We start from the raw sequence: 13,836 nt of genomic DNA on the forward strand, positions 1-13,836 counted from the left end.
AGAATGAATCGCCTGTGATTCTGTGTAGGCCGTCGTGATTCTGGCAGCGGAGCGATGGCGGAGATGGATATCGGCTATTTCGGCGACGAGCGTCTTAAAAAAATGGCGCTCTGTTGCTTGCGCGTGTCTGCGAGCGACAGACGGTTTGTCTGCGCAAACTTGGCGAGGATCGCGCCGAGAAGGTCAAATTTCGGCGCTTTTTGATGAATGAGCGGGTCACGGTCGACAAGATGGTGATCCGCGCGCGAGCGCGTCTGCGTGAGATTGCGGCCGGCCGGCACGTCCTGGCGATCCAGGATACCAGCGAGATCAACTATGAGGCCAAGCGAGGGCGCAAGCGCGATCTCGGCCGGGTGGGCAATGGCCGTGACGTCGGCCTGTTCGTGCATCCCGTTCTGACGGTTGATGCAGAAACAGGTCACTGTCTGGGCCTGGCCGACGTGCAGGTCTGGCGCCGCTTTAAAACCAAGGCCGCCGACTATCGCAAGCAGCCGATTGAGGAAAAGGAATCCTATCGATGGGTGAAGGGCCCGCGGCGGGCCAAATGGGGCCTGACCAAGGCGAGCATGATCACAGTGATCGACGATCGCGAAGGAGACATTTATGAGAAGTGGGCTCGCCTGCCGGATCGTCGCACGCATCTGTTGAGCCGCGCGTGCCGGGATCGTGCAACAACAGGCGACCGCGCTCTGTTTGCGACCATGGCGGCACTGCCCGAGCAACATCGCTTGGCGATCGATCTGCCGGCGCGGGCAGGCAAGCGCCAGGCTCGTCAAGCGCAGTTGGCGGTGCGGTTCGGAACGGTCGTCGTCTGTCGGCCAGCATCCTGCTCCGATCCCCACGCGCCGCGCCAACGGTGATCGGCTGGTACCGCCAGCGCTGGCATGTCGAACAATTGTTCAGGACCGTGAAGCGCCAAGGCCTTGATCTCGAGGCGAGCGTTCTTGCCGAAGGCGCGGCGCTGGAAAAGCTCGCCGTTATCGCTCTCATCGCCGCGTGCCAAACCATGCAACTCGTGCTCGCGCGCGCCTCGCTCGACGATAGCCAACCTGCCTCGCACGTCTTTGACGATCGCGAAATGCAGGTTCTATCGGCCTTGCAGGAACGTTTGCGGGGCCGCACCGCCAAACAGCAAAATCCCCATATACCAAGCAGCCTTGCTTGGGCCGGCTGGACCATCGCCCGCCTCGGTGGCTGGACCGGTTACGAGAGCGACAAATCCAACGGCCCAATCACAATGCGCGACGGGCTCGAACGCTTCCGAGCCATCGCCCAAGGCTTCTTCCTCGCCAAAAATGTGTGCCCAAGCTAGCCCACAAGGGGAGAAGGCGCAGTCGCGTTCACGGCGATAGCTAATCCGCCGTCTGCTCCCTCAACTCCGCGACATCCTTTGCCGTCAACTTCGAGCCCTTGGTGCCGAACCGCGCCGTGACGTAGTTCGCCACCGCCGCGATCTCGTCGTCGCTAGACGCATTGCCGAACGCCGGCATCGATAGCGCGCCATCCGGCGTGCGGCGCTTGGTGCCTGAAAGCACGATCTGCGCGACGTTGGTGGCCGGCAGGTCGGGCGAGGGCACCGGCGACACGCTGTGCGCGACGATCTGTGCGGCGCTTTTAGGCTAGTCGATATGATAATCGTCATTTTCTGGTGCATTTTCATCATGCGCGTGACCGGCCACCGCACATCACCATGCGAATGCGCAAAACCGTGCAAAGACGAAACTCGTGCGATTGGAAAAGTCAGGTGGCGGCACGTCCTCCCTTGCGGCCATCCTTCGAGACGCCCGCCTGAGGCGGGCCCGCAGGATGATGTGCGGCCGTCGCTTTGACGAGCACGATGCCGCTTGGCCTCATCCTGAGGAGGCCGCGAAGCGGTCGTCTCGAAGGACGAGGCGCGCGCTCAGGTCGTGCAGAATGTCTTATGAGATAGCCCCTGCCTTGCGAGCGAGGGCTGCGACGCCGGCAGACTCACTCAGCTGGGACGTCTGTCTCGACGAATGTTGATTTCGGAATAATAGCATTATGCGCCTGTTTTGCCCGACGAGTCAAGCGGCGTCGGAGCCTGGCGGCGTAAGTCGTTGATTCCGCACACCTGGCTACTGTGCATGGGGTTGTTTTCGAGATTTTTGATTCAGCTCTGGCGGAATCCCATCCGGAACGCGCCCCAGTGCTTGCCGCGGACCATGATTGGCGAGGACAGGTCCTTCATCAGCACGAACTGCCCGCCGCCCATGTCGCGGCGATAGGTCTGGAGCAGGAACGGTTTTGTGTTGGCCGCAACCTTCTTCACCGCGCGGTCGGTGAAGAGGCGGCGGTTGCGGCAATTGGCGTTATTCCAGACCGGGTCCTTGCCCTGCGGCAGCCGGTAGTTCGGATTGTGGGTCGGCAGATAGCCGCCCTTGGCCCAGGCGACGCAGAACACGATGCGCGGATCCGACTTCTGGATCGGGTCCTGGATGGCGGGCAGCAGGCGGTCGGTGAAGTCGACATAGGCGGTGTTGTATTGTTTGGGATCGGTGCCCGCGATCTCCCGATAGTTCTCGTCCATGAGCTGGTCGAGCGTGATCTCGCCGCGGCCGACCGCGGCCTCGAACTCGGCCGAGATCCGCTTGGCGGTGTCGACGACGACACGGATCAGCGGCGCATCCGATGTTTCCACGCCGCTGTCGGCGATCAGCGCGATCAGGCCTTCCGAGGTGTCGAGCAGCTTTGTCACCCGCTGGTCGGCGTTCTTGAGATCGCGCGAGGAGAGGTCGACGCCTTTGGCGAGCTCGTTGAGCTCGTTGATGACGGTGTCGCAATGGCCGAGATTGGAGGTCGCCGCGCGCGTGACGCTGCCGATTTCGGCTTCCACCGAGGCAAAGCCCTGCTGGACCCGCGAGATGATGCCGGAGATCTGCTGGGCGCCTTCGCCGGCGGTCTTCGCACGTTGCGAGGCCTCGCTGCTCTCGCCGATCAGGCCTTCGATCTGGCCGTCGAGATCGCGCACGGTGTCGGAGATCTGGTGCGTGGCCTGGCGGGTGGCCTCCGCGAGATTTTTGACCTCGCTTGCGACCACGGCAAAACCGCGCCCGGCGTTGCCGGCACGCGCGGCCTCGATTGTTGCGTTCAGCGCAAGCAGGTTGGTTTGTTTGGCGATCGCCTCGATCGAGCCGGAGACCTTTGCGACCTGGGCCAGCGCCGAGCCGACGGCGCCGAGGCGCGTTTCGATCCGCTCCACGGCCGCGACGAGCTCCGAGATGTGGCTGACTGCGGTGTCGACCGCGCCGCGCGATTGCGCGATCTCGCCGACGGCAGCCGACGTGGTCGATTGCACCGCCTGCGAGGCGTTGGCGATGTCGTGGTTGGCCGAGACCATGGTCTCGGCCGTTTTCTGGAGATGGTGGAACCGGTCCGACTGGTTGGCGACGCGGTTTGCGACCTCCTGGACGTGGCCGGCGATGTCGGCAAGCTCGACCCCAAGGCCGCCGATGCGGTCTGCAAGCTGGTCGATCAGCCGCTCGGCGAGCGTCCGGTTGGATCCAGTGTCCATGACTGCAAGCTGGGCGAGGGACATTTACGGGCTTCCTCCAGTCGGAGCCGTTGATCGGCTCACCGCGGCATTCCCATTCCAACTTCACCTAAAGAAGTGATTCGCGCCCGGCGTCTTGCCTGAGCGTGCACTACAGCTTGTAGGCCGTCCTGAATCCGCCCCAGTGCCGGCCCTGCACGCGGATGGGGACGTCGATCTCGCGCATCATCACGGTGTTGCCGTTGCCCATGTCGCGCGCATAGCTCTGGATCAGATACGGTCGCAAATTGTGTGCTGCGGCCAACCCCGCCGGATCGTTGAACATGCGGCGGTTGCGGCTGTTGGCCGTGTTCCAGGCGGCATCGCCTGGTCGCTGCGGATGCGAATAGACCTTGTTGTGGACCGGCAGGAAGCCGTTGCGGTCGACCATGGCGCAGAACGCCATGCGCGGTTCCTTGGCGAGAAAGGTTTCCTGGAACGGCGGCAGCGCGCGGTCGGCCCAGTCCAGATATTTGGTGCGGTATTGCTGCGGATTGGTGCCGGCGATCTCGGCGTAATCGGTGTCGAAGAGGTCATCCATCTTGACCTCGCCGCGCGCGACGGCCTGCTCGAAAATCCGGGTCAGTGCGGTGCCCGCCTCCATCGCGCGGGTGACGAACTCGGTGTTCTCCTCGTGGATCGACCAGAGCCTGTCTTCGATCTTCTCGCGAAGTGCGGCACTTGGGCTGACGAAGTGCGCGCGGGCGCCGGTCTTGGCTTGCTCGGTCACGCGCAAACGGCAGGCGCCGACGTCTTCGAGAGTGCCCTCGATGATCGCCTGCGGCGCGAGCCGGCTTGCTTCCGCACCACCGATCAACACACCGTCCATCGCGATCTCGTAGACCGGCAGCACGCCGCGCGTGCTCTCGAATTTGAGATGGCAGGGCAGTCGTTCGGTCTTGCGGCGGTCGTCGTTCTCGCTCTGGCGGAGCAGCACTGCGCAGCGCGATTTCAGCTTCTGAGCGAAGGTCGTCACGGCCTTGCCGGCGCTGGCGACGCTCTCGCCATGGGTCTCGGCGGCCTTGGTCGCAGCGTCGATCTCGGCCGCGCTCTCGCCGACCGAGATGATGAATTGCGATGCGCTGGTCGCGTTGCCGGAGACCTCGCTGGTGGTGGCGTTCTGCTCGGCCACCGCGCCGTTGACGGTGTCGAACACCGGGCGGATCGCCTCGATCGCCTGCGAGATGCGGTGCACCGCGTCCGCGGAGCCTGCGGCATCGCGCTGAAGCGCGTCGATCTTCTTTGTGATCTCCTCCGTCGCGCCCTGGGTCTGCACCGCGAGCGCCTTCACCTCGGTGGCGACGACCGCAAAACCCTTGCCGGCGGCGCCTGCGCGCGCGGCCTCGATGGTGGAGTTGAGCGCGAGCAGCGTGGTCTGCCGCGCGATCTGGGCGATCAGATTGACGACATTGCCGATTGCTGCGGAGGACTCCCGCAGCCGGTCGACATTGGCGCGGGCCTCCTGCGCCGCCGCGCTGGCTTCATCAGCCAGTTTGCCGGCGGCGCGAACCTGCGCGCCGATTCCATGCGCGGACTGAGTGAACTTGTCGGCGGCATCAGCGAAGCTTGAGGCGTTCGACTGTGCGGCATTGGTCCGACCGGTCAGCGCGTCGGTGCGCTGGCGGATGTCCGCAAGCGTCGCCGCGGTCGCTTCGGCGCCGCTGGCGACCGAATTGGCGGCGCGCTCGAGCTGGCGGATCATGGCGCCGAGCTCGAGTTCCAGCAGTTCCAGGATCTCCCGGGCCGAATCGCCATCACTGACCGGGGCGGGCGCGGAATCAGCCGCTGGCTGCGCGGCCTGGAGGGCTGCCGCGGGCGCGGCCGAATTTGGCCGACGCTTCCGGAATAATGCGAACGCCATCAGAGATCACTCTTGTTGGGAGGCGGGTGGCTGTTATTTTCGCAAGCCGGAATGAAATCAGGGTTAACGATGCCTGACTTCTGGGCACGGGGGCACTACGGTATTACCTTAAAGTACGAGAGGCTCTTTCATTCCGGTGGGTTGGCGGCCTATAAGGCCGCGCTTCCTCACGCTCACCATTGGCGCACGGTTCCCTAGAGAAGATCACGCATGGCCGGACATTCCCAATTCAAGAACATCATGCACCGCAAGGGCCGGCAGGATGCCCAGAAGTCGAAGCTGTTCGGCAAGCTGGCGCGGGAAATCACCGTCGCCGCCAAGCTGGGAACGCCCGATCCCAACATGAACCCGCGCCTGCGTGCGGCCATCATCGCGGCGCGGCAGGAGAACATGCCGAAGGACAATATCGAGCGCGCCGTCAAGAAGGCGCTCGGCAATGACGGCGAGAACTATGACGAGATCCGCTACGAGGGCTATGGCCCCGGCGGTGTCGCCGTCATCGTCGAGGCGCTGACCGACAACCGCAACCGCGCCGCCTCCGACATCCGCTCCTTCTTCACCAAATCCGGCGGCAATCTCGGCGAAACCGGCTCGGTCTCCTTCATGTTCGACCGCACCGGCATCATCGAATATGACCGCAGCGTCGCCTCGGACGACGCCATGCTCGACGCGGGCATCGAAGCGGGTGCCGACGACGTGATCTCCGGCGAAGGCGGCCACGAGATCTACGCCTCGACCGAGAGTTATCGCGACGTCGCCAAGGCGCTGGAAGCCAAGTTCGGCGAGCCGCGCAAGGCCGCGCTGATCTGGAAGCCGCAGAACACGGTCGCGGTCGACGACGAGACCGGCGAGAAGCTGCTGAAGCTGATGGATCTGCTCAACGAGCACGACGACGTCCAGAACGTCTACGCCAATTTCGAGGTGTCGGACGCGCTGGTCGCGAAGATGGGCGGGTAAACCTGTCCCGCTTTCCCCTGTTACTTCCGTTCTGTTTCTGTTTCCCCCCACGGCAGCCAGCCGCTATCACTGGCCCATGACTGCGCTCCCGATTCGTGGCCCCGTTCGCATTATCGGCATCGACCCCGGCCTGCGTCGCACCGGCTGGGGCGTGATCGAGGCCGAAGGCAACCGCCTGATCTATGTCGCCTGCGGTTCGGTGGAACCGCCGGATGATTTGCCGCTGTCGAGCCGCCTGCTAGCGATCCATGAGGGGCTCGCGGCCGTTCTCTCGAATCACAATCCGATGGAAGCCGCGGTCGAGCAGACCTTTGTGAATAAGGACGGCGTCGCGACGCTGAAACTCGGCCAGGCCCGCGGCGTCGCCATGCTGGCGCCCGCGATGTTCGGCATCAGTGTCGCCGAATACGCGCCGAACCAGGTCAAGAAGACGGTGGTCGGCGCCGGCCATGCCGACAAGCAGCAGATCGTGATGATGCTGAAAATCCTGCTGCCCAAGGCCGATCCGCCGTCGGCGGATGCCGCCGACGCACTCGCCATCGCCATCACCCATGCCCATCACCGCCAGAGCACGGCGCTCAGGCTGAAAGTGGCGGGACTATGATCGGCAAGCTCAAGGGCCTGATCGATTCCTACGGCGAGGATTACGTGCTCCTCGACGTCGGCGGCGTCGGCTATCAGGTCCATTGCTCAGCGCGCACGCTGCAGCATCTTCCATCGCCCGGCGAGGCTGCCGTGCTGTCGATCGAGACTTACGTCCGCGAAGATCAGATAAAACTGTTCGGCTTCCGCACCGACCAGGAGCGCGAATGGTTTCGCCTGCTCCAGACCGTGCAGGGCGTCGGCGCCAAGGTCGCGCTCGCCGTGCTCGGCACGCTGGCGCCGGCCGATCTCGCCAACGCGATCGCGCTGCGCGACAAGGCCGCGGTGGCGCGCACGCCCGGCGTCGGGCCCAAGGTGGCCGAGCGCATCGTCACCGAGTTGAAGGACAAGGCGCCGGCCTTTGCCAATGTCGATCCGGCCGTCGTGCATCTCGCTGGTGCCGTTGACGACCAGCGCGCGCCGCGACCGGTGGCGGACGCCATCTCCGCGCTGGTCAATCTCGGCTACGGCCAGCCGCAGGCCGCGGCGGCCATCGCATCGGCATCGCGTAGCGCGGGTGAGAATGCCGAGACGGCGCAGCTTATTCGCCTCGGCCTGAAGGAGCTCGCGAAGTGAGCGATCCCAAGGCCAACCGCATGGTCTCGCCCGAGCGCCGTAGCGACGACGTCGGCGACACCACGCTGCGCCCGCAATCGCTGTCCGATTTCGTCGGCCAGCAGCAGGCGCGCAAGAATCTCTCAATCTTCATCGAGGCGGCGCGCAAGCGCGGCGAGGCGCTGGATCACGTGCTGTTCGTCGGCCCGCCCGGCCTCGGCAAGACTACGCTGGCGCAGATCGTGGCCAAGGAGCTCGGCGTCGGGTTTCGCGCGACATCAGGGCCGGTGATCGCCAAGGCGGGCGATCTCGCCGCGTTGCTCACCAATCTCGAGGAGCGCGATGTGCTCTTCATCGACGAGATCCATCGCCTCAGCCCCGCGGTGGAAGAGGTGCTTTATCCCGCGATGGAGGATTTTCAGCTCGACCTCATCATCGGCGAGGGCCCGGCGGCGCGCTCGGTGAAGATCGAGCTGTCGAAGTTCACTCTGGTCGGGGCCACCACGCGCGCCGGACTGCTCACCAATCCCCTGCGCGATCGCTTCGGCATTCCGGTCCGCCTCAACTTCTACACGATCGAGGAGTTGGAGAGCATCGTCACCCGCGGGGCGCGCGTGCTCAACGTCGGCATGAGCTCCGACGGCGCCAACGAGATCGCGCGCCGCGCCCGCGGCACGCCTCGCATCGCCGGCCGCCTGCTGCGCCGGGTGCGCGATTTCGCTTCCGCCGCAGATGCCGCCTCCATCGACCGCAAGATCGCCGATCACGCGCTGAGCGCGCTCGAGGTCGATGCCGCGGGTCTTGACGCGATGGATCGCCGCTACCTCACGACCATCGCGCAAAACTACGGCGGTGGCCCGGTCGGAGTCGAGACGATGGCGGCCGCGCTGTCCGAGCCGCGTGACGCGATCGAGGACATCATCGAGCCCTATCTGATCCAGTGCGGCTATCTCCAGCGCACCCCGCGCGGCCGGCTGCTCACCTCGCACGCCTTCCGCCATCTCGACATCGCCGAGCCCTCGCGCGATGCGGCGGCCCAGTTCGGCCTGTTTGGGACGGACGAAAGCGACGACTGATCTGCGCGAACGCGCAGTGCTCTGGTTGTCATGAACTTTCGGTAATCTCTGTGCTGATGAACTGCACAAGCACACCCCAATTCCGCTCCATTCGGGCCGCATCACGGAAGCGCATCACGATCAGGCTTTCATGATTTCTCGGCGTCATCTCATCCGTTCTGTCGGCGGCCTTTCTGCGCTCGGCGTGTCGACCGCCGCCTATGGCGTTGGCGTCGAGCCGGAGCTGCGGCCGCGCATCACCCGCTATCATCCGGCTCCGCGGCAATGGCCCGCCGATTTTCCGCTGAAGATCGCCGCCGGTGGTGGCGTAAGGCATGGAATGCTACATCAAATGATGCTATCTTTGATGTAGAGGTGCCGCCATGAGAACCACAATCGCGATCGACGACGAGCTCTTTGCCAAGGCGCAGGAGTTCGCTGGCGTCAGTGAAAAGTCATCCGTCGTCAGGGAGGCCTTGAAGGCCTTCGTTGAACGTGAGGCCGCGCGCCGGCTTGCGCGAATGGGAGGTGTTGAGCCCAACGTCAAGGCTCCGCCGCGTCGCCGGCCTAAATGATAGTCCTCGCGGATACGTCGATCTGGGTCGACCACTTCCGTCGCGCGGATACACGGTTTGCTGGCCTCCTCAATCACGGTGATATTGTCATTCATCCGTTCGTGGTCGGCGAATTGCTTCTGGGAGGCGTGCCGAAGGGGTCGGACATGCTCGACGATCTGAATACCCTTCCCAAGGCGACGGTCGCCAGTAATGACGAGGTTCAGGAGTTCATCGTCAAACGAAAGCTGTCCGATTTGGGTATCGGATACGTCGATGCCCACTTGCTGGCATCGACGTCGTTGACAATCGAGGCCTCGATCTGGACACGCGACAAGCGATTGCTTGCTGCGGCCAGGTCATTGAAATTGGATGCGGACATCCAATGAGTGCCCTCACGTCTCATCTCGACGGCGAGATCCGCGACGGCCGCCACTACATGCACATCCGCGTCTATTACGAGGACACGGATTTCCCTGACTGGACGGTGTCGTAATAGGCCGTGCTGATCGTTCCTGATTTCTCACGATCTTCTGAGAAGAGTTTCATGCCGAAAAGGGCAGTGGCGTTCAGGTACGGTGTGTATTCGTAGGGCATTCGCTTGCGCACAGGATGCACTATAATGCAGTCGACCAAGTTACGGAAAGCGATGCGAGTTTCGATCGCCTTCGGATTTATCTTGAGCCCGGTGACCAGTCTCTTAGCTTCCGAACGGTATCGGTCACCGAACTTCGGGTGGTCGAACGGAATCACGTTTTCGCCGCCATTGCCGCGCAAGCGCAAGCGTTCCTCGACAGTTTCCCGTTCCACGTCGCATTCATCTATCCGCTCGATCAACTCATCCGGTTTGCGACGGCTGTTTGCGATCGCATATGACAAGCGTTCGATCTCGGCATTCAGCACACGGCGCCGACGCTCCAGGTTAGAGCGTTCGCTGTCCTTTCGCTGATCGCTCTTCCGCTCCTCCTTCCAGGCACGCATCGCCTCTTCAATGGCTTTCGGTGAAAGCAATCTTACTTCCATTTTTTCGGCAACATCCTTCAGTAGAACGTCCATATCAAAGCTGCGGGTATGCTCGCAGGTGCCTCGCTGATGCGCGTTGGCGCATGCGGCACGCGGCCCTCCATTCCGGGAGGATTGAGCGATTCGCATACGGCCGTTGCAGACACCGCACCGAAGGACTCCCGCAAGCGGGTGCTCGTTGTTGCGCGGGACCACAGGCCGGCGCCGCGGCTTGCCGGACGGCCCGAACATATGGATAGCGCGTTCATTGCGAACCTTCTGCGCGCTATCCCAGAGCGCTTGCGGAATAATCCGCAGCTCGGCGTTTTTGACGATGATATGGCGTTCTTCGGGATTGCGGCGCTTCTGCTTTTTCTGCGTTTCGGGATTGAGAATTGTTGAGCGAACATTCCAATGTATCTCGCCGATATACAGCTCGTTGCCGATAATGCCGCGACCATGGCGACCGCCAGTGATGCACTGATGATTCCAGGTGGTGCGACCAGCCTTGTTCTTGTGACGGGTAGCCCCAGGCGAGGGTACGCGTTCGCGGGTAAGATCGGCGGCGATATCTCGCGTTGAACGGCCTGCCGTATACTCGATGAAGATACGGCGCACGATCTCTGCTTCGCTCTCATCGATCATCCGCTCGCCAGGCACGCCCGGCTTTGGCCGATAACCATAGGCGTACGAGCCAGGAATTCTTCCGTTGTTGACGGCGTTATCATGCCCGCGCCGAACCTTGTCGGCAAGCTGCGGCTTGTAGATCGTATTGTAGAGACTTGCGATGCTGATGTCAGTTGCGGTCGCATAAACGCCTTTCTGATCCATCAGCTCAACGCGGTTGAACTCAAACACCTGCTTGAGACGCTGGATGGTGGCGGGATCGCGCGACAGGCGGTCGAAATGCTCGACGATGATCACGTCAAAATCTTGCTTCCGCACACCATTAAGCAATCGCTGATAGCCATCGCGGGTATCCTCGGTAAGGCCAGACTTTGCAGCGTCGACAAATTCACCGACGACATCTAGGTCATTGCGTGCGGCGACCTTCCGGCAGAGCAATAGCTGACCGTCAATCGAGGTCACTTTTTGCATGTCGCTCGAATAGCGGGCGTATATCACGGCCCTCTTTTTTGGTGACGCTATCGCCATCCCGTTCCCCTATCCGCTGCTCCAAACCACCTTTTTCATCCCGCGCAAGCTGCCGTCCGATGGCACGCGCCAGCTCAAGCCAAACTTCCTCATTGTCGGGATTGTCCCAACTTTGAGGGTGGGAAGGATCAAGCGGTCGGATGATCGCCTTTTGGCCCCGAGGTAATCGCATTCGGGGACGCATCACAGCAAAGCCCTCAGAAGCTAGCGTAAATTTCCGTCTTGTGCTACGGACAGGTCGCAGGGATCGCGTGCGGCGTTCGCATCCTCCAGTCGGAGATCCGATCGAAGCTCCTCTGTGATTTTAAGCGGCTCGCCAGATCTAGATCGCCCTTCAGCGGCAGCTTCACTGGGCAAGCACCGTGACCCGATAAGAATCACGACAAAGCTACAAATCACTTTTGCTTTTGAACCGCTCATGAAAGTCTCGATCTGCGATGGCGAGTCCGTTCATGTTGACTGCTGCGGTAGTCAATGAAAATGAGACTTTTCAAATGTCAGGCGCCAGCGTGTTGCCGCGAAGATGATCGTAGGCGAGCGGGAATTTGCTAAACAAAGGAGGGTAGATTCGGCGGGGGGATCGCCGGCTCGGGGCCAGCCACGGTCTGCGGTATAGAAATGAACACGTTCCGGCTCCCGGCTTAAATCATTGGGGATACTCAATGTCGAGGAACTCAAGAAAAGCTCAACGTCGACGGAAAATGTCCGGGCCGGTTAAGATCTGCACAAAGCCTGCGCGGCCTAGCACTCCCGGCGCTCTGATCCGCGATTGAAAATCGGCTGTCGGGAGCATTGGGGCTGGAGAGCGATCCGTGTCATCTTAGGGCTTAAGTTACAATAATGTGACGTCGAGTTGCGGTAGTTATACGGAATCCATTTTGGGACGGGGTGTTCTACTGTGAGAACACCGGGGAGATTTGAGCACCAATTTTTAGTTAGTCCGGGATGGCCGCAGTGGGGCTGGACCGCGCTGCGGCTTTTCCGTGGGAAAACAGCCTCGATCGTTCACGACTTGCCCGTGATTTCCCGCGCTGCCAAACTAGGTTCGAATTCGGTTAGCCGCTCAATCAGCCATTCGACAACCTGATCATAGTCGGATGGAGCCGGCGAATTTCCTGCGCGTTTCGCGGAATTCGACCACGTTCGCTACGCTTTTGCGGGTTGTTTCTGGTGCGAAACTGGTGGCCTGTTGAAGTCAGCGTCCACGCGATTCGCAATGTGCTATCGGCAGCGAGCCGAGACGTTCATGAAAAAGCAAGCCAGACGAAAAAGGTCGTGAGTTTCTTCGAGCGTCTAAAGACAGAAGCATCCGCTGAGTGGCAGGCCTATACCGAGCGTTCCTCCACGAGGCGGATTGGCAGACGGCTCGCTTCCCGAAGCGGCGTTTCGTTACTGCCTCGCTCAGGACCACCTGTTCCTCATCGAGTTTGCTCGCGCCTGCGCGCTCTCGGTCTACAAGTCGCCCAAACTTGCCGACATGCGTGAAGCAGCGGCCGGCCTCTCGGCCCTCCTTGATGTCGAGATGAACCTGCATGTGAAGCTCTGTGCCGGTTGGGGTCTGTCCCCGAGCGACCTTGAACAAACTTCTCCGGCGGTCGAGATGCTGGCACACGCTACGTGCTCGACGCAGGAATGCGCGGCGATCTGGTGGCACTCAAGGGTGGCGCTTGCCCCCTGCGGGACAATGGCAGATGCCGTGGCATCGCGGCCGCGGCGGATGCACGCCCGTCAATATCGCTTCCGGCAATACCTATCGCGGGGTCAATGCCCTCGCCCTCTGGGTCGAGGCCCAGGTTCAAGGGTTTGGCTCACACCTCTGGGGCACCTACCGCCAGTGGGCGGAGAAGGGAGCTATCGTCCGCAAGGGCCAGAAGGCTTCCTACGTGGTTTTCTACAAGCAGGTTGAGGTTGCGGCCGATGACGAGGGTGAAAACGATTCCAAGACGCGGGCATTTGCTCGCGCGACGCCTGTCTTCAAAATGCCGACCAGGTAGATGGTCTGCCGGAGATCGTTCCAATCGCTTCTGTCGAGCAGCTGCATGACGTGGAAGGCTTCATTGCCCGTACCGAGGCGAAGATTGCCATGGCGGCAACCGCGCCTGCTACGTGCCGAAGCTGGACGAGATCCACATGCCGCCGCGTGAGCTCTTCACAGGATCTTCGACGTCTACTTCCACCGAGGCCTATTACTCCACACTGCTGCATGAGTTGAGCCATTGGACCGGACCCGCCCATCGCTGCAACCGCGACCTGTCCGGACGCTTCGGGACTGAGGCCTACGCGATGGAGGAGCTTGTTGCCGAGCTTGGCTCCGCGTTCCTCTGTTTAGAACTTGGCATTACAGCCGAACCGCGAGCAGACCACGCGCAATATCTGACGCATTGGTTGAAACTGTTGAAAGCTGACAAGCGAGCAATTGCAACCGCCGCTTCCACAGCGTCGCAGGCGGCAGCGTAAGTGAACCCTGACCAAGGTCATCGACGCTGACCTTTCCGGCGACTCTCG

General features: G+C 62.1%; 12 protein-coding genes and 4 pseudogenes. 12 read left to right on the forward strand and 4 right to left on the reverse strand.

Features of this window, described 5'->3' with window-relative positions; all coding sequences use genetic code 11:
- The first annotated feature begins 203 nt into the window (after positions 1–203).
- Together JJE66_RS14885 and JJE66_RS14890 are read left to right on the forward strand one after the other, a co-directional pair.
- Positions 204–860, forward strand: coding sequence for a hypothetical protein (locus JJE66_RS14885; protein ID WP_200514979.1), 657 nt, complete (start codon positions 204–206; stop codon positions 858–860).
- Entirely contained in the window at positions 857–1,312 is a 456-nt protein-coding gene (locus JJE66_RS14890) for a hypothetical protein (protein WP_200514980.1), read from the forward strand. Before JJE66_RS14885 ends, JJE66_RS14890 begins: the two co-directional genes overlap by 4 nt.
- A 40-nt stretch (positions 1,313–1,352) precedes the next feature.
- Here JJE66_RS14890 and JJE66_RS14895 read toward each other — a convergent pair.
- The 3 genes and pseudogenes from JJE66_RS14895 to JJE66_RS14905 all read right to left on the reverse strand — a co-directional run.
- Positions 1,353–1,565 (reverse strand): annotated as a pseudogene (locus JJE66_RS14895) (c-type cytochrome); the annotation flags it as partial.
- Positions 1,566–2,131: 566 nt separating this feature from the next.
- Positions 2,132–3,556, reverse strand: coding sequence for a methyl-accepting chemotaxis protein (locus tag JJE66_RS14900; protein ID WP_200514981.1), 1,425 nt, complete (start codon positions 3,554–3,556; stop codon positions 2,132–2,134).
- A gap of 106 nt (positions 3,557–3,662) precedes the next feature.
- Positions 3,663–5,411 carry a methyl-accepting chemotaxis protein gene (locus tag JJE66_RS14905; protein WP_200514982.1) on the reverse strand — a complete coding sequence of 583 codons (1,749 nt, stop codon included), beginning with the start codon at positions 5,409–5,411 and terminating at the stop codon, positions 3,663–3,665.
- A gap of 210 nt (positions 5,412–5,621) precedes the next feature.
- Between JJE66_RS14905 and JJE66_RS14910 the strand changes: the two genes are divergently transcribed.
- The 7 genes and pseudogenes from JJE66_RS14910 (at position 5,622) to JJE66_RS14940 (ending at position 9,563) form a co-directional block, all read left to right on the forward strand.
- Positions 5,622–6,368 carry a YebC/PmpR family DNA-binding transcriptional regulator gene (locus JJE66_RS14910; RefSeq protein ID WP_200514983.1) on the forward strand — a complete coding sequence of 249 codons (747 nt, stop codon included), beginning with the start codon at positions 5,622–5,624 and terminating at the stop codon, positions 6,366–6,368.
- Between the two features lie 76 nt (positions 6,369–6,444).
- Positions 6,445–6,972: a crossover junction endodeoxyribonuclease RuvC gene (gene ruvC, locus JJE66_RS14915; RefSeq protein ID WP_200514984.1), complete on the forward strand. Its 528-nt coding sequence runs from the start codon at positions 6,445–6,447 to the stop codon at positions 6,970–6,972.
- The gene (gene ruvA / locus JJE66_RS14920) at positions 6,969–7,586 is read left to right on the forward strand and encodes a Holliday junction branch migration protein RuvA (RefSeq protein ID WP_200514985.1); all 618 of its coding nucleotides are present in this window, start codon (positions 6,969–6,971) and stop codon (positions 7,584–7,586) included. The genes ruvC and ruvA overlap by 4 nt, the downstream gene beginning before the upstream one ends.
- A gap of 20 nt (positions 7,587–7,606) precedes the next feature.
- A complete protein-coding gene (gene ruvB, locus JJE66_RS14925; protein WP_200515369.1) occupies positions 7,607–8,641 on the forward strand; it encodes a Holliday junction branch migration DNA helicase RuvB in 1,035 nt (344 codons plus the stop codon).
- A gap of 130 nt (positions 8,642–8,771) precedes the next feature.
- Positions 8,772–8,936 (forward strand): annotated as a pseudogene (locus tag JJE66_RS37985) (metallophosphoesterase); the annotation flags it as partial.
- A gap of 67 nt (positions 8,937–9,003) precedes the next feature.
- The gene (locus JJE66_RS14935; protein ID WP_200514987.1) at positions 9,004–9,195 is read left to right on the forward strand and encodes a type II toxin-antitoxin system VapB family antitoxin; all 192 of its coding nucleotides are present in this window, start codon (positions 9,004–9,006) and stop codon (positions 9,193–9,195) included.
- Entirely contained in the window at positions 9,192–9,563 is a 372-nt protein-coding gene (locus JJE66_RS14940) for a type II toxin-antitoxin system VapC family toxin (protein ID WP_200514988.1), read from the forward strand. The genes JJE66_RS14935 and JJE66_RS14940 overlap by 4 nt, the downstream gene beginning before the upstream one ends.
- Positions 9,564–9,630: 67 nt before the next feature.
- On the opposite strand, the gene JJE66_RS14950 is transcribed toward JJE66_RS14940, so the two are convergent.
- On the reverse strand, positions 9,631–11,331 hold the full coding sequence (locus JJE66_RS14950) for a recombinase family protein (RefSeq protein ID WP_200514989.1): 1,701 nt from the start codon (positions 11,329–11,331) through the stop codon (positions 9,631–9,633).
- A gap of 1,354 nt (positions 11,332–12,685) precedes the next feature.
- On the opposite strand from JJE66_RS14950, the pseudogene JJE66_RS37990 reads away from it, so the two are divergent.
- From JJE66_RS37990 to JJE66_RS14960, 3 genes and pseudogenes are all read left to right on the forward strand, one after another.
- A pseudogene (locus JJE66_RS37990) lies at positions 12,686–12,991 on the forward strand (hypothetical protein); the annotation flags it as partial.
- Positions 12,992–13,022: 31 nt separating this feature from the next.
- The gene (locus JJE66_RS37995) at positions 13,023–13,325 is read left to right on the forward strand and encodes an ArdC-like ssDNA-binding domain-containing protein (protein WP_246756193.1); all 303 of its coding nucleotides are present in this window, start codon (positions 13,023–13,025) and stop codon (positions 13,323–13,325) included.
- A 100-nt stretch (positions 13,326–13,425) separates the two neighbouring features.
- Positions 13,426–13,788: pseudogene (locus JJE66_RS14960) on the forward strand (zincin-like metallopeptidase domain-containing protein); the annotation flags it as partial.
- Positions 13,789–13,836: the final 48 nt, after the last annotated feature.

The organism is Bradyrhizobium diazoefficiens, assembly GCF_016612535.1.
Taxonomy (GTDB): Bacteria; Pseudomonadota; Alphaproteobacteria; order Rhizobiales; family Xanthobacteraceae; genus Bradyrhizobium; species Bradyrhizobium diazoefficiens_C.